The organism is Citrobacter sp. 50677481, assembly GCF_001463265.1.
In the GTDB taxonomy this organism is placed as follows: domain Bacteria; phylum Pseudomonadota; class Gammaproteobacteria; order Enterobacterales; family Enterobacteriaceae; genus Citrobacter_A; species Citrobacter_A sedlakii.
Genome location: NZ_LNHZ01000054.1, coordinates 24,389 through 44,850, shown reverse-complemented (window position 1 = coordinate 44,850; position 20,462 = coordinate 24,389). Strand labels below are relative to the sequence as shown.

The window sequence follows — 20,462 nt, the reverse complement described above, 5'->3', positions numbered from 1 at the left end:
TCGGGCTCAGCCTGGGGGAGGACATGCCCCCAGGCTTTTCTTTTCCGTGGCGAGAATGTTATGGCGACGCATTTTAAACGTATTACCCTTATTGGTTATTCACTGTTTCTCATCGTGATCTCTTCGCTGATGACGGTGCTTTGTTATCATATTTTTGTTTTCAAAACATTTTCAGCGGATGATTCTCAAACGCAGGCGTTTCGTGAAGTCAGCGTTGAGCAGGTGGCGAGCAGCCCGATAAAAGAAGAACGCAGTATTATTGAAGTTATGTCCTACGGTTGCCATTACTGTGCGGCAAATGAAGATAACCTCGCTGAATTTAGCCGGTCGTTACCGCCCGGCAGCACATTTACCTCTATTCACATCGCCGGTGATAATAACGGTCTGGCGGCGTACGCGCCGTTATTTGCCACGCTGGAAGTTATGGGCATTGAAAAGCAGGTGCGCGACAGCGCTTATAATGCGGTGATAACGCGTGGTGTCGATCTGGCGGATAACAATGCGCTGCAAGGCTGGCTGGTAAAAAATAATATCGATACGACGAAATTCAATACAGTCCGTCAGAGCGAGGCTGTAAAAAAACGCCTCAGCGAAATGGCGGCAATTACCGAACATTATGCGATTAACGCCACGCCAATATTTATTATCAATAAACGTTATGTGGTGGCGCAGGATCGGGAGTTTCCGCAATTTGCCCAGCGGATGCAGCAGTTGCTTAAAGAGGATAAATAGTCTCCGTGGTCAGGTTTTTTATTATCTGGAGCGTCTTTAGCATCCGCAACCGTCTGGGACAAGTGCGTCGCCTGCGCCGGGAACTGTCCCGGGCGGCGATGTTTGCGCTGCGGAAAATTCTGCGCTACGGATACCTCCCCGCGGTGCTGGCAGTGGCGAGAGGGCTTTGCGCCCTGCGTCTGGCGGGACGCTCGTTTCGCTGTCAACACGCGGTGGCCAATGAAAACGCACGCTGTCTGACAGGGTATTCGGGGCGCGTGGACGCCGTATGGATAGCTGTCCGCCGTCGTTTGCTGGAAGAAGCCGCTACCTGGGGGCAGAGTCCGGCGCTGCTGCGACAGATTCGCGCCTGCGCGGCGCAGCTCGACGCCGTGGTCGCGCCGCTGCATCAACAAAACACGCCTTATATTCTGGCGCCGCTGCATACGGTCTCGGACGTGCTGGCGGCGATGGTTGGCGCCTGCGTCACGCCGGGAAGCGCCAGTGTGGTGGTCTCTGCAAGCGCGGAACTCTATAACGCCCAGACCCGCGCGCTGGGGGGCGTCGCGCTTTCGTACTGCTCAATTCACCAGGAAAACAAAGCGCTGGCAGGCGATCTGATGACGCTCATTACGGATGTCGCCTGCGGTCGGCAAAACATGATCATATTTCCCGATATCTCGCCCGACTATACCTTGCAGGCCGAAGGTGCGCTGGCGGCGAAATTGCCGTGCCGTTTATTTGACCGCAGCGCGAAGCTGCACAACGGCGTGGTTCGTCTTTCCGCGGTGATCAAGGCCCAGGTGGTGTTTTACCACCTGAGTTACGACAACGGCCTGCGTATCCACATTCATCCTCCGGTCGCCAGCCGCGACGTCGCGCAGACGCTGCCGGGAATTATTGAGTCCACCCTGCGCGACTATCCGCAGGAGTGGCTGCTCTGGCACAGCCATTCTCTCTATTTTATTAATCACTAATTATAAAAATGAAAACCACCATCCCGAATCAGATCTTTCAGGAAGAAACCAACGAATGCGGCCTGGCGTGCGTGGCGATGCTGGCGCAGACGCAGGGGAAAACCGTTTCGCTGGAGACGTTGCGCGACATTTTTCCGGCGTCCGATCACGGCACGTCGCTGGATACGCTGATGACAATTCTGGCGCGGCTGGGCATTGCCACCACGCCGGTCCTGTTTGAGCATCACGAACTGAATGACCTGCCGCTGCCGGCTATTCTGCACTACGGCGCTAGCCATTACGTTCTGCTGGCCTGGCGTAAGGGGAATCAGGTGTGCGTGATGAACCCGGCGATTGGCGAGCAGTGGTTGCCGTTTTCCGCGCTGAAGCAGGAGATCAGCGGCTATGCGTTGATTGTCGAACCGGATCGACCGCTGGAGGCCGATCCTGACCTGTCGTTACCGGATGAGACGCAGACTGCGCCACGCGCCATGAGTATGCAGGAAACCGCGGCGGTGCCGGGGATTTACCGGCTGATGTTATTGACCTTCTTGGTTTCCCTCACTCTGTTCCTGATGCCGACAATGGTCAGCAACGCCATTAATCAGGCGTTTTCCAGCGTCGGGAACAGCGATTTTCCCTACGGCTGGTTTATCCTGGCGTTTATGGTTTCCTCGCTGATGGCGCTGGGCGTACGGGTGATTAGCGAGCGTTTCATTAAACGCTTTGTGTTGATCCACAGCGGGGTCGGATTTTCCCGTCTGCTCAGCAATCCGCTGCGCTTCTTTGAAAAACGCGCGCCGGGGGAGATCTTCAGCCGCTTCACCGCCTGGCAGGTGGGTCTGCTGCAAAAGATTGAACTGGATAACGGTCTGCGTTCCGACTGGGTGATTTGCGTTATTGCGCTGGCGGTGATGTTCTGGATCGCCCCGGTACTGGCGGCGATCTCGGCGGTGGGGGTGACGGTGATGGGGATCATCAGCGTCTGGGCGGTGATCCGCGACCGCTGGTTCACACAGCAGTTGCAGCTTAAAAGCGCCACCCTGAACGACTTCTTTATGGAGACTATCCAGGGCATTTTGACCGTCAAAACCGCCGGGCTGGAAGGCCAGCGGCAAGGGCAGTTTGCAGCATTCAGCCGCGATCTTTTTTCCTGCCTGCAGCGCCAGAAAGTCTATCAGCAGGTTAAAGAGGGGTTGTATCAGCTGACCGGCAGTCTGGAAATGGTGGTGTTTATGCTGGTGGTGCTGCCGATGGTACACAGCAAACTCATCTCGCTGGGCGACTTTTTTGCCTACAGCTTTCTGCGCCAGATCTTTACCTCTTACGTGACGCGGATTTTCTACGGCATTATTCAAAAAACCCAGCTCAACGTTATTGATACCCGCGCCCATAGCCTGTTTGCCCGCAGAGACGAAGCCGAGCCCGTGCCGTTGACCCCGGCGCTGCCGTCAGGCGCGGTGCCCACGCTTCACTTTGATGCTCTGCGCTACGATTACGATCCGGCGAGGCCGATTCTGAACGGAGTATCGTTCACCCTGAACGCCGGAGAGCAGATGGCGATCGTCGGCGAGTCCGGGGCCGGAAAGAGTACCCTGTTGCGGCTGATCGCCGGACTGCTGGCACCTCAGGCGGGCGGCTGTTATGCCGGCGAAACGCGCCTGTCTCCGGAATTGCTCACGCGGCTTGTCTGTCTGCAAAGCCAGGAGGACATCCTGTTTAACGCCTCGGTGCGGGAAAACATCACTTTGTTTGACGCACAGTACCGTGAACGCGACCGCGGACGCATTGAGGCGCTGCTTGATTCCCTCGCGCTGGGTGACGTGGTGCGCGGGCTGCCAGGCGGTGTTGACGCCCTGATTCGGGAAAGCCACGCGGCGCTTTCTCTTGGGCAACGTCAGCGCTTGTTGCTGGCGCGGGCGCTGTACAGTACGCGTCCGGTGTTGCTGCTCGACGAACCGACCGCGAATCTTGACGACGACACGGCGGCGACCGTGATGGAGACGCTCCGCCGTCACTGTCACGAAACCGGTAAATCATTGATTGTTGTAACCCACAGCGAACAGGTACTGTCGCATTTTCCGCGCGTTTATCAGCTTATTGCAGGCCAGTTGCGCCCTCTGGAGGCCGATCTATGACGCGTAAAACCCGCTGGATGTTGGCTGCTTTCGGACTGGCGTTTGTCGTCGCCAGCAGCGTGGCGTGGACGACGCTGGCCTCTGACTCTCCCGATGAACACCTGGCGCTGGAAACCATTGGTACAGGGGATATCGAAAAAGTCGTGCTGGTCACCGGCGTCCTGAAACCGGCGGTGCAGGTCAACGTTGGGGCGCAGGTCAACGGACAGCTTCGCAAGCTGTACGTGCGTCAGGGCGACAAGGTAAAAAAAGGGCAACTGCTGGCGGAGATCGACCCGACCATTCAGGAGTCTGATCTTAACAACGCCCACGCGCAGCTTGCCAGCGCCAAAGCGCAAAAGCTGTCGGCGCAGGCGACCCTGTTACGTTATCGCCAGGAGCTTAACCGTCAGCGGATGATGATGCGCGACGGCTCTGGCGTGCGCAGTGAATTTGAGCAGGCGCAGGCGCAGTACGACGCGCAGGTGCAGCAGATCGCTGTGAGCGATGCGCAGATTGTACAGGCGGAGATGGCGGTGAAATCCGCGCAGGCTAACCTGAGCTATACCCGCATCGTCGCCCCGATCGACGGCGAAGTATTGGGGATTGTGACCCGGGAAGGGCAGACCATCGTCTCCTCGCAAACCGCGCCGACCATCCTGGTGCTGGCGAATCTCGACACCATGCAGGTGCAAACGCGGATTTCAGAGGCGGACGTGCAGAAGATCCGCCCCGGTCAGCCGCTGCGTTTCTACGTCATTGCCAACCCGGAAAAACGCTATAGCAGCACGATGGGCTTTGTTCAGCCCGCGCCGCAGGAGGCGCTGGAGGCGTCCGGGGAAAACAGAATGGGCGGCAATCAGCAGGCGATGGCGGTCTACTACACCGGAACGTTTGAAGTGCCTAACGCGGAGCGCGAGCTCAAAACGTCAATGACGGCGCAGGTGTTTATCCAGATTGCGAAAGCCAAAAACGTTCTGCGCGTACCGGTCGCCGCGCTGGGACAGGCACAGGACACCGAGCGTTACGCCATTACCACTTATGAGAATGGCAAAACGCGCACCCGCATCATCCGTATCGGCATTAATGACAGGCAGTATGCTGAAGTGCTGGAGGGGTTAACGGCGGGTGAACAGGTGGTGCTGGCGCAGGATGCAGGGCGGGGATAGCGGATGGAGCCGATTATCGTTTTACGTCAGGTTTGCCGCGCGTTTAACGCCGGAACGCAGGTGCTTCCGGTTCTTAGCGATATTTCACTGACCCTTCACGCCGGCGAGATGGTGGCGATTGTCGGGGCGTCCGGGTCGGGGAAATCCACGCTAATGAACATTATTGGCTGCCTCGACAAACCCACGTCCGGTGAAGTGCTGATTAACGGCACGCCGGTGCATGAGGCCGACGAACTGCGCCTGGCAGACCTTCGCAGCCGCTATCTGGGCTTTATTTTTCAACGCTACCACCTGATGCCGTATCTGACCGCAGAAGAAAACATCGCGATTCCTGCGCTTTATACCGCCATGCCGGAGCCAGAGCGTAAAGCCCGTATACAGCGACTGGCGCGCCAGCTCGGTCTGGAGAACCGCCTGCAACATCGGCCTGCTCAGCTTTCCGGCGGTCAGCAGCAGCGTGTGAGCGTCTGCAGGGCGCTGATTAACGGCGCCCATATCATTCTGGCCGATGAGCCGACTGGCGCCCTCGACAGCGTGAGCGGTAAGGCGTTGATGGATGTACTGCATCAGCTGCATACCGCCGGGCACACGGTGATTATCGTGACCCATGACCGCGACGTGGCCCGTCAGGCGCAGCGCATTATTGAAATCAGCGACGGGCGGATCATCAGCGATGAACAGCATGTCGCTGTCAGGCAGGCTTCGGCGTTACCGGATCAGGACAACGGACGCGCGTCGTTAGGGCGCAGCCTGCATGAGTCGGTACGCATGGCGTGGCGATCGTTGCTTGGGCACCGGATGCGGGCCTTTCTCTCAATGCTCGGGATTATCATCGGTATTGCGTCAGTCGTGTCGTCGATGGCCGTTGGCGAAGGGGCGCGTCAGGCGATCATGAGCGAAATCGGCAAACTGGGAAGCACCACGCTGGAGATCCGTCCTGGAACGGGATGGGGCAGCAAACGACCGGATATGGAACGCGCGCTGTCGCTGGACGATGTGCGGAGTTTACAAGCGCTGCCGTGGATTATGGGCGTCTCGCCAGTGGTGAGCAGCACCACGCTCGCGGTCCGCAAGGGGCTGGATTCTTCGCTGATGCTTTCCGGCGTGTCGCAGGACTTCTTCTCGCTGCAGGGATTGCGCTTCGTCGAGGGAAATGGCTTTACCGCGCGTGACGTCGCCGAAGGCGAACCGGTGCTCATCCTTGATGAAACCGGACGCGATACGCTGTTTCCCGGCGGTGAAAACGCCCTCGGCGAGATCGTGCAAATTGCCGGTGCGCCGTGGCGGGTCATTGGTGTTGCCACGCGCCCTGGTCCGAAAGTGGTTGGCGGCTTTATGGCGGCCTGGGCGCCGCATACGGCCTTACAGCAGCGACTAACCGGCGAGAAACCGCTGGAGTCGTTGATCGCGCGTTTTCAGCCGACGCTGGAACCGCATGACGCGGCGCAGCGCGCGGAACGGCATCTGCTGCGTGAGCATGGCAGAAAAGACTTCTTTATCCAGACCGACGATCAGCTGGCAAACGCCCTGCAAAAAACCTCCGACTCTATGTCGCTGTTGATCACCGCAATCGCCGCTATTTCGCTGTTGGTGGGCGGCGTGGGGGTGATGAACATCATGTTGGTTTCGGTGACCGAGCGTACCCATGAGATCGGTATTCGCCTGTCCGTGGGCGCAAGGCCGTCAGACATTATGAATCAGTTTCTGATCGAGGCGGTGATGATCTGCGCTCTCGGCGGCCTGCTCGGGGTTATGGGCTCGTGGGTGGCAGGACATATCTTCGCTGTCGCCACCGACGCCTTCACGATGGTCTTTACCGCCTTTCCGGTGCTGATGGCGTGTGGGTTTTCCGCGCTTATAGGCCTGACGTTTGGCTATTTCCCGGCGCGCAGAGCGGCTCGCCTTAACCCGACAGAGGCGCTGGCACGCGAATGACGATGAAGCTATTACCACCACGTAGTACGTCGCCATCCGGCAAAAAATTGCGCTGGGGCGCGGTTTTTCTGACAGCGCTACTGCTTTCCGGCTGTGGGAAACTGACCCGCAGCGACTACCAGCGTCCGCTGCTCTCAATGCCCCGGCAATGGCAAGTGGCGCCGGATACAGTAGCGGTTTTTGGCTGGCAGCGTTTTGGCGACCCACGCCTGACGCGGGTTATCGGGCAGGTACTCGTAAGCAATAACGATCTTGCGGCTGCCGCGATCGCCCTCCAACAGGCGCGCGTGGCTGCAGGGTTGACCAATACCAACCTCACTCCAGACGTCACGGTGAGCGGTTCCGCCAGCAACAGCAAAAATGTGCGGCGCGGTAGCGCGTCGCAGGAGAGTTACAGCAGCGGGATCACTATTGGCTATGAGGTGGATTTATGGGGAAAGCTGGCCCGTATCCGTGAACAGAGCGAATGGGAGGCGGTGGCAAGCGAACAGGATTATCACGCGACGATGCTTTCCACCCAAGGGACGGCCGCCCAGCTTTATTGGCGTATCGCGCTGTATAACCAGCAGATCCGCAACCAGCGCGCAGCATTGACCATTTCTCAGCAGACCTTACAGCAGGTGACGTCGTGGTTTCAGGCCGGGAAAGTGGGACAGCTTGACGTCCTGCAAGCGCAGCAGGCGCTGCTGGAGCGGCAAAACCAACTGCGTACGCTGGAGCAACAGCGCAGCAGCGCGCGTAATGCGCTGGCGCTGCTGCTTAACAGACCGGCGGAACAGCACGCTGACGAGTCGCCTGCGTTGGATGTCAATCAACAGGTGCCGGTTGCGCAAAAAACGCCGCTGTATGTTATCGCTCAGCGTCCGGATATTCAGGCGGCGGAGTCCCGTCTGCGTGCGGCGCTTGCCGGATACGACGCCTCGCGGCTGCGTTTTTACCCTTCGCTCTCCCTTGACGCCTCGTTGAATGCCGGCAGTCAGGTCTTTAACCAGTGGTTCAGCGATCCGATTCGCACCGTGGGCGGCGCGTTGGCCCTGCCGTTTATCCAGTGGAACACCCAGCGCCTTACCGTGCGGCAGGCGGATTTAGCGGTTAAACAGGCGGCGATTACCTTTCGCTCCACTGCCTATGCCGCGCTCGCCGAGGTGGATGAGGCAATGGAAAACCGGCTGAGCGCGAGCGAGCAGCGCGCAAGGCTGCATCAGTCGCTGGCGTTGAGCCAGCAGCGCTTAACGCTGACGGAAAGCCGTTATCGCGCAGGGGCCGTGGACTTTCAGACGCTGCTCAATGCGCAGGACGACATCTTGACGTTAGAGAACGCCCTTGCACAAACCCAATACGACTACCTCTACGCCACGCTGCAGCTCTGGCTGGCGCAAGGGGGTGGCGAAACGCAATACAGGATGATGGAACATGAAGCTGAATAATGACTTTAAGCGGGTTGTCGTTACCGGGTATGGCGCCGTGACCCCGCTTGGCGCAACGGCAGAGGAAAGCTGGCAGGCAATCATGGACAAACGACATGGCTATCGCTACGTCGACAAAACCGCCTTGAATATCAACACCCATTTTCTCGGGCTGGTGGATAACGAGCCGAGTCTGATGGGGGTGCCTGCCGCCATCCGGCGTCGGCTGCCGCGGTTTGCCCGCCTGACCGTTGGCGCGGCGCGTCAGGCGATGAGCATGGCCTTCGGCGATAAGCCGCCCCAGGAATTCTATAACCCGCTGGACTGCGGCGTGATTATGGGCACCGGCTGGGCAGGGCTGGATGAAAGTTACGATGCGCAGAGCGAATTTGCCGCGACGGGCGTCGCCTCGCCGTTCAACTGTTTTTACGCCATGCCAAGCGTGACGACTGCCGCATGCAGTCAGTTCTGGGGGCTGAACGGCTATCAGAATACGGTGATTGCCGCCTGCGCGACGGGTACGATTGCTATTGGCGACGCGTATGAGGTGATTCGCAGCGGCAGGGCGCAGATGATGCTGGCTGGCGCGGGCGAGTCGCTCACCAGTCACTGTGCGGTGTGGAACATTGACGTGCTGGGGGCGCTCAGCAAGGAGCCGTCGGACCCGCAGCGGGCAAGCTGTCCTTTCAGCGCCCATCGCAGCGGGTTTGTGCTTTCTGAAGGGGCGGCGGTGCTGTGTCTGGAGGAACGCGAAGGGGCGCTGGCGCGTGGGGCGACGATCCTCGGCGAAATCACCGGCTACGCCAACTTCTCGGACGCCTGGGATTTCACCTCGCCGGCGGAAGACTGTCTGGCCCGCGTGCAAACCATCACCCATGCCCTGCAGCAGGCTGGGCTGGAGCCTGAACAACTGGACTACATTAATGCGCATGGGACCTCAACGCCGCTGAACGACATTAACGAAACCCAGTCGCTCAAAATGGCGTTGGGCGACGCGGCTTACGCAATCCCGGTCTCCAGCACCAAATCCTATTCCGGACACTTAATCTCCGCAGCAGGGACATTCGAAAGTATCGTCTGCTTACAGGCTATCGCCCACGGCGTGATGCCCGCGACGGCCAACTTCCAACAGGCTGATGAACGCTGCGATCTGGATTATGTGATCGAGGGTCACCGCGCGGGCGACATTCGCCGCACGCTGAATCTGAGCTTTGGCTTTGGCGGAGCGAATGCGGCGCTGATCCTGGAGAAACACGCATGATGCCCCTGCATTATGGTCATCAGGACGCCAGCCGCTGGGCGGCGTTTTCCGGTGATTACAACCCGGTGCATTTTGACGAAGCGTGGGTGAAAGCACGCGGGGGACACGCGCTTAGTGTTCACGGGATGCGCGCGTTACTCGACGTGAAGCGTTTTATCAGCCCACCCGCCGACAGCGCGCCGTTTCTGAAATGCACCGTACGTCTGCGCAGACCACTGTGGCGGGATACGGCGTACTCTCTGATGCGTGAAGCGAGCGAGCGCGTCGTGGTGTCGGTGAAAGAGCGCGCGGGGGGAGAAACCTGTCTGTCCTGTCAGCTTACGCCGGAACAGGGCTTTCCGCGCGACGACGGCCTGAGCCAGCGAGTGCTGGAATCCGCCACGCTTGCCGGGCTGCATCAGTCATTTCAGCCGCTACTGCCCGACGCCCAGCAGTGGCATTTCCTGGACGCGCTGCTGTTCCGCCATCTGCTACAGGACGATGCGCTGCTACATCAACCCTCTGTCGCCGCGATGTTGCCGGACTGCCCTTCTCTGGAGGCGCTTTTTAACCGTTTCCCGGTCATGCAGACCCATCAGGAGGTCATTTTCGACAGTCTGCTTCTTGAGCCGTGGCGGGCGAATGCGTTACCGCCGCGGCTGTTGATCGACACGCTCCCTGCGCTGGCCGTCGGCGACCTCGCTACGGGCGCGGTGGTGCGGATCGCGGCGCGAACCTGTTATCAACAACGTTTCATTTGCAGCGCCGTTACCCTGAAGGTCGGCGCGCTGACAAAAGGAAAATAAAATGAGCCAACAAGAAACGATCTATAAAAAAATCAGCGAAATGATCTGCGACGCAAAAGATATGACGCCAGACGCGTTGACCCCGGAGACGACGCTGCCGGAACTGGAGCTGGATAGCCTGGACTACGTTGAGCTGATGGTGCTGGCGAAACGTGAATTTAATGTGACGGTGAATCCGGAAATGTTCATGAAGAATCCCTTTATGACGCTGCGCGAGCTGAGCCAGCGTATTGAAAAGGCGATGGCGGACTGACATGGCGGAAAAATGGATGCTGATCACCGGCGGTAGCCGGGGGATTGGTCAGGCGCTGGTGAGCCACCTGCTGCCGGACTGGAATATTGTCTTTACCGGACGCAACGAGGCCAGGATCGCGCAGACGCTGGAGGCCGCGCAGCGTCTGCGCACCGCAACCTGGGTGCAGGGGCACTGCTGCGACGGCAGCGATGAAGAACGTGTTTCGCAACTGGCAACGTCGCTGCTGGAAAAATGCGGCGCGCCAGCCGCTATCATCCATAACGCCGGAATGACCCGTGATGGTCTGCACATTCACCAGAACGCGCAGGACTGGCAGGAGGTGCTGAATAACAATCTTGTTTCCGTCGTGAACTGGAACCGGATCCTGTTGCCCGCCATGATGACCCAGGGCAGCGGTGCGATTGTGTTTATGTCGTCGGTATCGGCGGTAAAGGGCAATAGCGGGCAGACGGCTTACGCGGCCAGTAAAGCGGCGATGATCGGGTTGACGCATTCGCTGGCGCGGGAAGTGGGGCGCTTTGGTATTCGGGTTAACTGTCTGGCGCCGGGCTTGATTGAAGGTGAGATGGTACAGGCTATTCCTGCGGCGCATCTGAAAACGATGCAGCAGAATATTCCGCTGCGCCGTCTCGGGCGTACGCAGGACGTTGCGCGTGCAGTGGCGTTTCTGGCGGGGGAGGGAAGCAGTTATCTCACCGGGCAGACGCTGATACTGGACGGCGGTTTGTCTGCCTGATGATCGTAAACCGCGAGAAGTGAGGCTTCTCGCGGTTTACGTTAGACTTAACTGGTTGATTCTTTGCACTAATGCGCGCCTTTCTTTGACCGACTCCTGAAAGATTTGCAACAACACCGTACTGTGCTGTTGCACGATCCCTGCCAGTTCCGGGGCGATTTCCGCCGTTTCTCCTACGCGTGCTTTGAATTCACTCGACAGGGTTACGCCCTGAAGCAATGACGCCAGCCAGATGCTGGCCCGCAGAATCATGGCTTCTGGCGGCGCGGCGGATCTTGCCGTTACCGTCTTATGCGTGTGGCACCAGCCCGCGATATCCCTGATCGCTTCAATGGGGTAAAGCTCATCCCAGACCACATTTTCATCACCGGTATGCGCTGGCGCTGAGCCGCACGTCAGGGACGTCAGATTGTGCAGCAAACCGCCAATTTCAATCTTCAGGCATTGTACTGGCGTAATCCCCATCTCTTTGGCGAGATAACCCGATATGCGTCCCACGACCAGCGAATGCTGAACGCCATGCTGGCTAAACCCATCAATAATAAAAGCCAGCATGCCAGCGATGTCACGAAAATTATGCAAGGAGACGGAGTCGTTATGAATCCGGGGAATATCTTTAATATAATCGTCAAAGTCTGTCGATTTGATTTTTAACCAAAAATGCTCACAATTTGCTATTTTTCTGAAGGCGCAGATATATTCAGGTTTATATAAAAGATTGTCGCCGCCCGCAATAATATTAATAATTTCGTCTTTGACCGATATTATATCGTTAGCGCGGTAGCGCGCGATTAAAACGTCTATCCGATCCGCCAGGTAGATCACATGGCTTTCCTTTGGGACTTTAGACCCGTTGACCATTGCTCCCTGGCCATTATCCCAGCGGGTGTGATGGTAGCGCACAATAGGGCTTAACGGGTTCAATAACGGCACGCTGGCCAGCAGTTCGGCGCCCACCGCGGCATGGTTATTGAGCTCATTGTCATAGTAGCTAAGCGGTTGAAGGCGCGACTCTTCATTCAGACCGCCTATATCGTGCAGTAGCGCCGCCAGCAGGGTCTTACGACACTGCGCGGGGGTAAACTGCGACTCCCTGGCTAAATGCCAGGCGATGTAGGCCGTTCTGACATGATGCAGGTTGAGTCTGGGATTGATCATGTCTATTATTTTTGAAATACAAGCCAGAGATTCGATTAAGTTTATATTCATGATATGTGAAAGTTAACATATGCTGTGCTTCGTGAAAGAAAACCACACAAATTAATCTCGTTTGCAACCATACTGCGGAAATGCGTGGTTACCAAATAATATTACATTGTTATTGAGCTTTTTAAGAAAAATAATTTTTTCGTCCGGCCCTTTGCCAAACAGTAAACTATTAGCTATCTCATCATCAACATTGTCAGTGTTGTCGCGAACTATTTGCACACGGGTTATTTTGTACAAATGCGCACTGGCGTTGTACGGCTGGTATTTCATTTTGAGTGTGCGCGAGATTAAATACTTTTGTTTATTATGGACCAACAAACCGTCAATGCTGACCAGAAACGTGTCACCTGTGAGATTGGCAAAAATCAATCCTTCACTACGGATGGTATCATTGTTGATGTTTTGTACAATCGAAAATTGTGACTTACATGAAAAGGCTGGGGGGCGGGTGAAACCGTAAACTGCGCCGATAAACAACACAACGATACTGATAAAAAGTAAAATAATTCGCTTAGGCATTATTTTTTTCTCTGTAATAAAAACTTACGCAACCACGGTTGTCACACTTAATGAGGAGTAGTTGCATAATATTACCCAGGGTGCCTGTTACCTGCTGTTTGTAAACGTACAATTCTTTGGCCTTCGAACAATCGAGGACTTGCGGCGTTAAGTCAAAGCTGTTTTTAACATCCATCAACGACAAGGACGTAGACGAAAAAATAACACACTGACCTTTAACCATTTTATGTAAGTCGGGTTCAGATTTGTATGCGCCAGGTTTTATGATCAGCAGCAAAAGGGCCATCGCCAGCGCGATAACGCGGGTAATCATCTGATGGAACGAGTGGTGTACTTCAGTCAGTTCTGGTTCAGGTTCTTTTTCTTCAAGAAAGGGCGTTCGATACTCGCGATCGTTATTGATGATTGCATCTTCCGCTATTTTAAAACCTATACGCGGCACCGTGACGATGATTTCCTTTTCAACGCCTAAATCGTTCAGGTTTCTGCGCAGTGTTGAAATATACTGATTCAGATTGCTGTTGGACGCCCGGGCGCCATATTTATCGAAAACAGACTGGAAAATTTCATTACGCGAGAGGATATCGCCGCGATGATTAAGCAACTCCGCCAGAAGCCGTGTCGATGTTTGAGATAATTCAATACAATCACCGGTCAACAGGTTAACGAGAGACGCATCCTCGGTATCAAAAGTGATAAATCCCTCTATATCGAACCTCATGTTCCTCTCCGCGCTAAGCCCTGCTTTTCTCTAACATGCAGGTTTTTTAAAATAAAACAACGTGAATGTTAGATAAAAAACCTTTTTTCATGATCATTTGCAGCTAATGTTGCTAGTTAAACGGGTGTGAATGCATACTGGGCACTCCTTTGTAACCCAGGAGGCTGTGCCATGAAACTCTCGCTGAGTTCTTACCCTTCAGGTGCGTTACCCGTACGGTATAGCGCACCGTGTAACACTCTGCAGATGATAGCGGCGGAAATGGGAATAAGCAGCTTTGCTACGGTCAGGGTTCCCGAGCAAGTTTTTATTCTTGAACTATTAAAAGATCATAGTGCTGAAGGTCTGTCTACACGGGAAATTGCCGATCTTTGCGGCATTTCAATTTATAAAGTTAGACACTTACTTCTTCCGCTGGAAAAATATGGTCAAGTTATACGAGATAAAATGCAAAAGCACCATCAATGGTTTTTATCAAAAGAATCTACAGAAGTTATCGAAGATTCTAGCAAGGGGGGATATCGTTTGCAACAAAGAAGGTTAAATCAACAAGTTAGCCTTTAATTGCCCGTCAGGCATTAATAACATCTCGCGAGGCATTCGGAATATTCCCAATAAAAAATGATTGTTCTCGCGTGATTGTCTAATTGCCTTGGTTTTAGCCATAACGTCCAGCATTCAGTGATTATCACATCTAAATTTATTTCGTCATGTTACTATGGGTGTTTAACAAATTTAACATTAAATAACAAGTCTGTTGATATTTAATTTTGTTACTGCGCTCAGAGCCTGCTTTGTTGATTAACATCACACTTTTCACGTTTGAGAATTCATTTTTATTACGCATAAAAATAAACCTCAGGTAATTTTGAGGTGGCGATCGTGTGAGTAAAAATATTATCGACAAAAGTTTATAAAGAGATTTTTTAAGGAGTTAGGGGGGTATAAATTTGGAAGGGAACGATAGTCAGAAGGGGCACAGGAGAGAATATTAAAATTCCGTTGAGTTGAGTACCTGTTGCTGCTTTGCTTATCAGAGATACGACGTGACGGTAGACTGATGCCAGCGTCTGTGACGCGATCTGGTGATCGTAGATTATTGCCAAAAAGCAAAAACCCGCCTTTTAGGCGGGTTCTTTGAATAGTGGTGCCCGGACTCGGAATCGAACCAAGGACACGGGGATTTTCAATCCCCTGCTCTACCGACTGAGCTATCCGGGCAACGGGGCGCATTAAACCGTAATCACGCCCGCCAGTCAACCAAATTTCCTTAAAAGCAGTTCAACTGCTTAACTTTGCGGCGATTCGGGTACAATTCAGCGATGTTAGCCCACCATCACAGTGCGCCGTTATCGCCTTCCCGAAACTGCCAGTCGCTTTTTATCGACGTTGCCTGGCGCAGGCCGGAGATCGCATAGCCGCCCACAATATCACCTTTCCCAGCGGGCGAGCTAAGGACAACCTCGGCATCCACACCATGGTTATAAAATCCGTGATGGCTGAAGACGGTGCCGATATAACATTTCTCGTTTAGCCACACGGGAATCAGGGCGACGGTTTCTATGGTGTAATGGCCTGCCACGCCGCTGCTGTACCATTCCGCGTCTTCTGCTGAGATGCCTTCAGGAACCGGGCAGATAGCGGTGTCAGGCTGGTCAAGCGGGAGGTCTTTAAGCAGATGGTCCTGCATGACATCCAGCGTCCTGACTAGCCCCGCCTTGTCCTTGTCGCTCAGCGCAGGGGTCAAAGGGCGGCCTTCTTCTGCTGAGTCGATGACATTGAGCGTATAGCGATAGCGGAGGGTTACTACCGGCACCTTATTGTCTGTGCTGAACGGACGCAGCAGATAAATGTTATCTTCGCTAAAGACGCCGTTGAACCAAAGCGCGTACACCTGGCCGTTGATACGTACCCACTGGCTCCACTGGTTAGCACCGCGGCCATTTTCCGAAAATAACGCGCCGGGTACCCCAAAGTCATCGTCGTTAGCGTTTTCATTCACGGTAAAGAATGCGCTATCACCCCGTTTAAGCACGCCGGTATAGCTGAAGAGGCCCGTCCCGCCAATATAACTGTCGATAATGAGATCGCGCTTGCCATCGCCGTCCAGATCAACCAGCGTAAAATTCACCTGACCATTTTCTGCATAAGCGCGAATGTTGGAATGCAAAAATGCCCGCCATTCATCGTCACTGATTTCCAGTGAGGGTTTTGTCGTCGGCTGCGATGAATCTTCCGTGTATGAAAGGGTGAATCTGGTGAGCTGGCCCGTCAGCGGGAACCGTTTGGCGATGTTGCTGAGATCGAGTTCAGGATCGGTTTTTTGTTGATCAATTAAGGCCTGATGAAGTGTTTTCAGGGCGACATTATCGCTATACCCGACCGCCCGGCAGGCGCTCGTGTTATCACAGGCGACTTCCCGGTCTTTATGAGCAAATGAAACGCCGTTTAGCGGTGCGGCGAAGAGGGACGAAGAGAGAAGGCCCGTCAGAAGGGCGCAGGACAAGAGACGCATATAATTCCTTTTATTGGGTCGGTGCTGGCGAAATTATATGCGATTCAACGAGGTAACGAAATGAGAATCAGGTCAGCGCGCCGCCCTGACGGCACTGGGCGAAGCGCAGAATGTCCTCCGCCAGACGGTGCGCCGTCTCCACGTCGGCCTGACTGCGGTTAACCAGCATGCGACTCAGGCAGCCTTCCAGCACCAGTTCCATCTGTTTTGCAACCATTGCCGGGTCGTCAACTTCCAGCGTGGTGAGCAGTTCGTGGGTAAAGTCATGCGCTGCGCGTTTTTGTTGATCCGCAAGTTGATGAATGGGATGCGCGGGATCGGGGTAAAAGGTGCAGGCGGCGATAAACAGGCAGCCGGGATAACGGTTATTGCTGACACATTCGGTTAGCGCCGCGTAGCGCGCCAGTAGCTTTTGTTCAGCGGTTTGAGTGTCGTCCAGCATCAGTTGGCGGCGCCAGATGTCTACCTGCTGACTCAGATAACGCAGGGCGTCATACAGCAGGGCCTCGTCGTCGGGCCAGAAACGCAGCATCTCTTCGAGCGGATAATCAACGCGCTCGGCCACCATCTCCAGCGTGGTATTGGCAATCCCATGGATCTCTAATAACTTTAGGGCTTCTGCCAGAACATCTTCACGTTGCACGGTATATTCCTCCCACTTTGCTGTTGCAAGTGTCGCTCACGGTTGGCGATCGCGCAAATGCGCGCTAAACGTTGCGGCGTCCATAAAGCCTGTTACTCGCGCCTGCGGGTGCTCCTGACCTTCTGCGTCAAAGAACAGAATGGTCGGCAGCCCAAGTACCTGTAAATGCTTCAACAGCGCCACGTCCTGGGCGTTATTGCCCGTGACGTCAGCCTGTAACAGCACCGTGTCGCCCAACGCCTGTTTCACCTGCGGCGCGCTGAAGGTGTATTTCTCGAACTCTTTACAGGCGACACACCAGTCGGCGTACAGGTCGAGCATCACCGGTTTGCCTTTGGCCTGCGCCAGCGCCTGATTAAGTTCGTCGATATTGGATACCTGTTTAAAGCTCAGATGCGATTGCGTCTGCACAGGGGACGCGCCAAACGCCCAGTCCTGTAACGGACGCACGCTGACCAGCGCGGCCGCCAGCAACATTATCTGGACGAGACGTATCCAGCCGCGCGTTGCCTGCAGACTGGTGATAAACGCCCAGCCAAAGAAGGCGACGCCCAGCAGCGACCACAGGCGTAAGCCCCACGTATCGCCAACGATCCGCTCCAGCAAAAAGACCGGTAGCGCGAGGATCACAAAGCCAAACGAGGTTTTGACCTGCTCCATCCACGGTCCGCTTTTTGGCAGCAGGCGATTGCCGAAGACGGTGACCAGCATCAGCGGTAGCCCCATCCCGAGCGCGTACAGGTAAAGCGTGCCGCCGCCAAGCCACATATTTCCGCTTTGCGCGATATACAGCAGAATGGCGCTGAGCGGCGCGGTGGTACATGGCGAGCAAATCAGCCCGGCGATAGCGCCCATTGCAAATACGCCACCCGCAGAGCCGCCCTGCTGGCGGTTGCTCATCAGCGTCAGGCGAGTTTGCAGTGACGACGGTAATTGCAGCGTAAACAAACCGAACATCGACAACGCAAGAAGGGTGAAGACTATCGCGAGACCCACCAATACGTAGGGATGCTGAAGCGCGGCCTGGAACTGCAAACCTGCCGCAGCGACCACCAGGCCCAGCGCGGTATAGGTCAGCGCCATCCCCTGCACGTAGATAAAGGTCAGCAGCAGCGCCCGTCCGGTAGAGAGACGTTGTTTACCGCCCAGCACAATCCCGGAAATGAGTGGATACATCGGCAGTACGCAGGGCGTAAAGGCGATGCCAATGCCAATCAGCAACGCCCACAGCGCCGTGAAGGGAAGCTGCGCAGGCGGCGGTTCTGGCGGTTGAGCCGATTGCGGCGGGGCTGGCGTCGCGGCAGGCTGGGGCGCTGTGCTGGCAACCACTTCGCTTAGAGGGACGGTTTTTGTTTCCGGCGGATAGCAGAAACCAGCATCAGCGCACCCCTGGTAGGTGACCGTCAGCGTCGCGCCAGCCGCAGCCTGTAGAACATTGACCGGAACAGTCAGTCGCTTGCGGTAGATTTCACTTTTACCGTAGAACTCATCTTCATGCCAGACCCCCGCCGGGAGCGTGACGTCGGCAATCTTCGCCTGAGAAGACGTGATGTTAATCTGCTTGCGGTACAGATAATAACCGTCTTTCACCTGCCAGGTGAGGTTCAGGTCGTGTTGGTTTTGCTGAAAGTCAAAGGCAAAGGCCTGGTCAGCAGGAACAAAATTCGAGCGTCCCGGCGCGTCGAACAGTCCCGCGAAAGACGATGTGCTGCAAAGTAGCAGGATCAGCGTAAGGATGCGTTGAGCCATGAGAGGTAATCACTGTCTCCGTGAGTAACGGGTAAAACCAGAAGTTCGGGCGTTTGATAAGGATGATGCGACTTCAGGCAATCGAGTAAGGCTTGCTGGCGCGTCACCGATGTTTTCAGGATCATTTGCACCTCATATTCCTGCTCCAGCTTCCCTTCCCAGTAGTACAGAGAGGTCGCGCCGGGGATCAGCGTGGCGCAGGCGGCCAGTTTTTCAGCCAGCGCTTTAGCGGCCAGATCCTGGGCAGTGGCTTCATCCGGTGCGGTGCAAAGCACGACAACGGCATCGGGGATGGACTCGTCCTGACGGCTAACATCAAGCATAAACACCTCGAATGAGAGAAAGACCTGCAACGAAGGGGTCACTATACAATGGACGGCGGAAGGATGTTAGACAAAGGGAGGGGAAAAACGGGGCGTGAATACGCCCCGTGGGTCATACTTACAGCATGAAGCTGCCCAGCAGGAAGCCGAAGCAGACCGCCAGAACCACACCCAGCGTACCAGGAATGAAGAACGGGTGGTTGAAGACAAACTTACCGATACGCGTGGTGCCGGTGTCGTCCATTTGTACCGCCGCGACCAGCGTCGGATAGGTCGGCAGAATGAACAGACCAGAAACCGCCGCAAACGATGCGACCGCCGTCAGCGGAGAAACGTTCAGCGCCAGCGCCATCGGCATCAGTGCTTTTGCGGTTGCCGCCTGAGAGTAAAGCAGCGCAGAAGCAAAGAAGAAGATCACCGCCAGCAGCCACGGATGGCCCTGAATCACTTCACCCGCAGTATCTTTGATCCAGTCGATGTTGTGAGACACGAAAGTGTCACCCAGCCATGCCACGCCCAGGATACAAATACAGGCGCTCATACCGGCTTTGAAAGTACTGGAGTTGAGGATAGCGTCGGTTTCCACTTTGCACAGAATGGTGGTCAGCGTCGCGACGCTCAGCATGATGATCAGGATAGCATTAGTGGTGTTCATCAGCGGCTTCTCAACCAGGCCGAGGCTTGGGCTGTTGATAATCGCGTAAACCACCACGCACACCACGCCCAGCAGGAACAGCCAGACGGAGCTTTTCGCCATTGGTTTGATGTCAATCTGCTTCTCACCGCGCAGTTCAATCAGACCTTCTTCCAGACGTTTACGGTATACCGGATCGTCAGAGAGTTTTGAGTTGAACAGCATGGTGACCAGGAAGGACATCACCAGAACCGCCAGCAGCGTGGACGGAATGACCACGGACAGCAGGTGGATGTAGCTAATGCCATGACCTTCCATCACAGAAGACATATACACCACCGCTGCGGAGATGGGCGATGCGGTAATCGCAATCTGTGCGGAAACCACTGCGGTGGACAGAGGACGGCAAGGCTTGATGCCTTGTTCCTTCGCCACTTCAGCGATAACCGGCAGCGTTGCCAGAGAGATGTTCCCGGTGCCTGCGAAAATAGTCAAAAAGTAAGTGACGATCGGTGCGAGGATCGTGATGTATTTTGGATTACGGCGCAGCAGCTTTTCCGTCTGGTTAACCAGATAGTCAAGACCGCCCGCGACCTGCATTGCGGAGATGGCAGCGATAACCGCCATGATGATGGAAATGACATCGAACGGGATATTACCGGGTTTCACGCCGATAGCGGCAAGAACCAGAACACCCAGCCCACCTGCAAATCCAATACCGATGCCCCCTAGTCTGGCGCCCAAAAAGATTGCCAGCAAAACAATGATAAGTTCGACAACTATCATATTAGCCTTCCTTGTTGTTTAACAAGTTGAT

18 protein-coding genes, 1 tRNA gene and 1 pseudogene are annotated in these 20,462 nt (G+C 55.4%); 11 read left to right on the top strand and 9 right to left on the bottom strand.

The genetic code is table 11. From position 1 onward, the window contains the following. Positions 1 to 60: 60 nt before the first annotated feature. From APU02_RS14240 to APU02_RS14195, 10 genes are read left to right on the top strand one after another with little or no spacing between them, the layout of a single operon-like run. Positions 61 to 732, top strand: a complete 672-nt coding sequence (locus tag APU02_RS14240) for a DsbA family protein (RefSeq protein WP_060570361.1) — start codon at positions 61 to 63, stop codon at positions 730 to 732. A 5-nt stretch (positions 733 to 737) separates the two neighbouring features. Then, a complete protein-coding gene (locus tag APU02_RS14235; RefSeq protein WP_060570360.1) occupies positions 738 to 1,688 on the top strand; it encodes a hypothetical protein in 951 nt (316 codons plus the stop codon). An 8-nt stretch (positions 1,689 to 1,696) separates the two neighbouring features. Next, a complete protein-coding gene (locus tag APU02_RS14230; RefSeq protein ID WP_060570359.1) occupies positions 1,697 to 3,805 on the top strand; it encodes an ATP-binding cassette domain-containing protein in 2,109 nt (702 codons plus the stop codon). Next, positions 3,802 to 4,953, top strand: a complete 1,152-nt coding sequence (locus tag APU02_RS14225; protein ID WP_060570358.1) for an efflux RND transporter periplasmic adaptor subunit — start codon at positions 3,802 to 3,804, stop codon at positions 4,951 to 4,953. The genes APU02_RS14230 and APU02_RS14225 overlap by 4 nt, the downstream gene beginning before the upstream one ends. Before the next feature lie 3 nt (positions 4,954 to 4,956). Then, positions 4,957 to 6,888: a MacB family efflux pump subunit gene (locus APU02_RS14220; protein WP_042290981.1), complete on the top strand. Its 1,932-nt coding sequence runs from the start codon at positions 4,957 to 4,959 to the stop codon at positions 6,886 to 6,888. A gap of 2 nt (positions 6,889 to 6,890) precedes the next feature. After that, the gene (locus APU02_RS14215; protein ID WP_343285965.1) at positions 6,891 to 8,315 is read left to right on the top strand and encodes a TolC family protein; all 1,425 of its coding nucleotides are present in this window, start codon (positions 6,891 to 6,893) and stop codon (positions 8,313 to 8,315) included. Continuing rightward, positions 8,302 to 9,555 (top strand): beta-ketoacyl-[acyl-carrier-protein] synthase family protein, encoded by a 1,254-nt coding sequence (locus APU02_RS14210; RefSeq protein WP_060570357.1) that lies wholly within the window; start codon positions 8,302 to 8,304, stop codon positions 9,553 to 9,555. Before APU02_RS14215 ends, APU02_RS14210 begins: the two co-directional genes overlap by 14 nt. After that, the gene (locus APU02_RS14205; RefSeq protein WP_060570356.1) at positions 9,552 to 10,340 is read left to right on the top strand and encodes a hypothetical protein; all 789 of its coding nucleotides are present in this window, start codon (positions 9,552 to 9,554) and stop codon (positions 10,338 to 10,340) included. Before APU02_RS14210 ends, APU02_RS14205 begins: the two co-directional genes overlap by 4 nt. 1 nt (position 10,341) lies before the next feature. Further along, positions 10,342 to 10,593 carry an acyl carrier protein gene (locus APU02_RS14200; RefSeq protein ID WP_042290976.1) on the top strand — a complete coding sequence of 84 codons (252 nt, stop codon included), beginning with the start codon at positions 10,342 to 10,344 and terminating at the stop codon, positions 10,591 to 10,593. Between the two features lies 1 nt (position 10,594). Beyond that, the gene (locus APU02_RS14195; RefSeq protein ID WP_042290974.1) at positions 10,595 to 11,332 is read left to right on the top strand and encodes an SDR family oxidoreductase; all 738 of its coding nucleotides are present in this window, start codon (positions 10,595 to 10,597) and stop codon (positions 11,330 to 11,332) included. A gap of 36 nt (positions 11,333 to 11,368) precedes the next feature. Here APU02_RS14195 and APU02_RS14190 read toward each other — a convergent pair whose 3' ends face one another. The 3 genes from APU02_RS14190 to APU02_RS14180 are packed head-to-tail and all read right to left on the bottom strand — an operon-like array spanning position 11,369 to position 13,781. Then, positions 11,369 to 12,541 (bottom strand): HD domain-containing protein, encoded by a 1,173-nt coding sequence (locus tag APU02_RS14190; protein WP_042290973.1) that lies wholly within the window; start codon positions 12,539 to 12,541, stop codon positions 11,369 to 11,371. 51 nt (positions 12,542 to 12,592) lie between these two features. Then, positions 12,593 to 13,060, bottom strand: coding sequence for a FidL-like protein (locus tag APU02_RS14185; protein WP_060570355.1), 468 nt, complete (start codon positions 13,058 to 13,060; stop codon positions 12,593 to 12,595). Further along, the gene (locus tag APU02_RS14180; RefSeq protein ID WP_042290970.1) at positions 13,053 to 13,781 is read right to left on the bottom strand and encodes a helix-turn-helix domain-containing protein; all 729 of its coding nucleotides are present in this window, start codon (positions 13,779 to 13,781) and stop codon (positions 13,053 to 13,055) included. The genes APU02_RS14185 and APU02_RS14180 overlap by 8 nt, the downstream gene beginning before the upstream one ends. 171 nt (positions 13,782 to 13,952) lie before the next feature. Here APU02_RS14180 and APU02_RS14175 point away from each other — a divergent pair, with 171 nt between their 5' ends. Further along, on the top strand, positions 13,953 to 14,345 hold the full coding sequence (locus APU02_RS14175; RefSeq protein ID WP_042290968.1) for a FaeA/PapI family transcriptional regulator: 393 nt from the start codon (positions 13,953 to 13,955) through the stop codon (positions 14,343 to 14,345). A 581-nt stretch (positions 14,346 to 14,926) separates the two neighbouring features. On the opposite strand, the gene APU02_RS14170 is transcribed toward APU02_RS14175, so the two are convergent. The 6 genes and pseudogenes from APU02_RS14170 to dcuA all read right to left on the bottom strand — a co-directional run bounded on the left by APU02_RS14170 (position 14,927) and on the right by dcuA (position 20,431). After that, a tRNA-Phe gene (locus tag APU02_RS14170) sits at positions 14,927 to 15,002 on the bottom strand. Between the two features lie 115 nt (positions 15,003 to 15,117). Beyond that, positions 15,118 to 16,155: pseudogene (locus APU02_RS14165) on the bottom strand (DUF1176 domain-containing protein); the annotation flags it as partial. Between the two features lie 208 nt (positions 16,156 to 16,363). Continuing rightward, complete coding sequence (locus APU02_RS14160) at positions 16,364 to 16,939, bottom strand: transcriptional regulator (protein ID WP_042289679.1); 576 nt, start codon at positions 16,937 to 16,939, stop codon at positions 16,364 to 16,366. A 36-nt stretch (positions 16,940 to 16,975) separates the two neighbouring features. After that, entirely contained in the window at positions 16,976 to 18,688 is a 1,713-nt protein-coding gene (locus APU02_RS14155; RefSeq protein ID WP_060570354.1) for a protein-disulfide reductase DsbD, read from the bottom strand. Next, the gene (gene cutA, locus APU02_RS14150) at positions 18,664 to 19,011 is read right to left on the bottom strand and encodes a divalent cation tolerance protein CutA (protein WP_060570353.1); all 348 of its coding nucleotides are present in this window, start codon (positions 19,009 to 19,011) and stop codon (positions 18,664 to 18,666) included. Before cutA ends, APU02_RS14155 begins: the two co-directional genes overlap by 25 nt. Positions 19,012 to 19,129: 118 nt before the next feature. Continuing rightward, positions 19,130 to 20,431 (bottom strand): anaerobic C4-dicarboxylate transporter DcuA, encoded by a 1,302-nt coding sequence (dcuA, locus tag APU02_RS14145; protein ID WP_042289670.1) that lies wholly within the window; start codon positions 20,429 to 20,431, stop codon positions 19,130 to 19,132. Between the last annotated feature and the right edge of the window lie 31 nt (positions 20,432 to 20,462).

Excerpts from the sequence above, each read along its gene's own strand:
- APU02_RS14200 (WP_042290976.1), top strand. The coding sequence starts at position 10,342 with ATGAGCCAACAAGAAACGATCTATAAAAAAATCAGCGAAATGATCTGC.
- dcuA (WP_042289670.1), bottom strand. The coding sequence starts at position 20,431 with ATGATAGTTGTCGAACTTATCATTGTTTTGCTGGCAATCTTTTTGGGC.
- APU02_RS14230 (WP_060570359.1), top strand. The coding sequence starts at position 1,697 with ATGAAAACCACCATCCCGAATCAGATCTTTCAGGAAGAAACCAACGAA.
- APU02_RS14195 (WP_042290974.1), top strand. The coding sequence starts at position 10,595 with ATGGCGGAAAAATGGATGCTGATCACCGGCGGTAGCCGGGGGATTGGT.
- APU02_RS14155 (WP_060570354.1), bottom strand. The coding sequence starts at position 18,688 with ATGGCTCAACGCATCCTTACGCTGATCCTGCTACTTTGCAGCACATCG.
- APU02_RS14220 (WP_042290981.1), top strand. The coding sequence starts at position 4,957 with ATGGAGCCGATTATCGTTTTACGTCAGGTTTGCCGCGCGTTTAACGCC.
- APU02_RS14175 (WP_042290968.1), top strand. The coding sequence starts at position 13,953 with ATGAAACTCTCGCTGAGTTCTTACCCTTCAGGTGCGTTACCCGTACGG.
- APU02_RS14185 (WP_060570355.1), bottom strand. The coding sequence starts at position 13,060 with ATGCCTAAGCGAATTATTTTACTTTTTATCAGTATCGTTGTGTTGTTT.
- APU02_RS14210 (WP_060570357.1), top strand. The coding sequence starts at position 8,302 with ATGAAGCTGAATAATGACTTTAAGCGGGTTGTCGTTACCGGGTATGGC.
- APU02_RS14205 (WP_060570356.1), top strand. The coding sequence starts at position 9,552 with ATGATGCCCCTGCATTATGGTCATCAGGACGCCAGCCGCTGGGCGGCG.
- APU02_RS14215 (WP_343285965.1), top strand. The coding sequence starts at position 6,891 with ATGAAGCTATTACCACCACGTAGTACGTCGCCATCCGGCAAAAAATTG.
- APU02_RS14240 (WP_060570361.1), top strand. The coding sequence starts at position 61 with ATGGCGACGCATTTTAAACGTATTACCCTTATTGGTTATTCACTGTTT.
- cutA (WP_060570353.1), bottom strand. The coding sequence starts at position 19,011 with ATGCTTGATGTTAGCCGTCAGGACGAGTCCATCCCCGATGCCGTTGTC.
- APU02_RS14190 (WP_042290973.1), bottom strand. The coding sequence starts at position 12,541 with ATGAATATAAACTTAATCGAATCTCTGGCTTGTATTTCAAAAATAATA.
- APU02_RS14180 (WP_042290970.1), bottom strand. The coding sequence starts at position 13,781 with ATGAGGTTCGATATAGAGGGATTTATCACTTTTGATACCGAGGATGCG.
- APU02_RS14225 (WP_060570358.1), top strand. The coding sequence starts at position 3,802 with ATGACGCGTAAAACCCGCTGGATGTTGGCTGCTTTCGGACTGGCGTTT.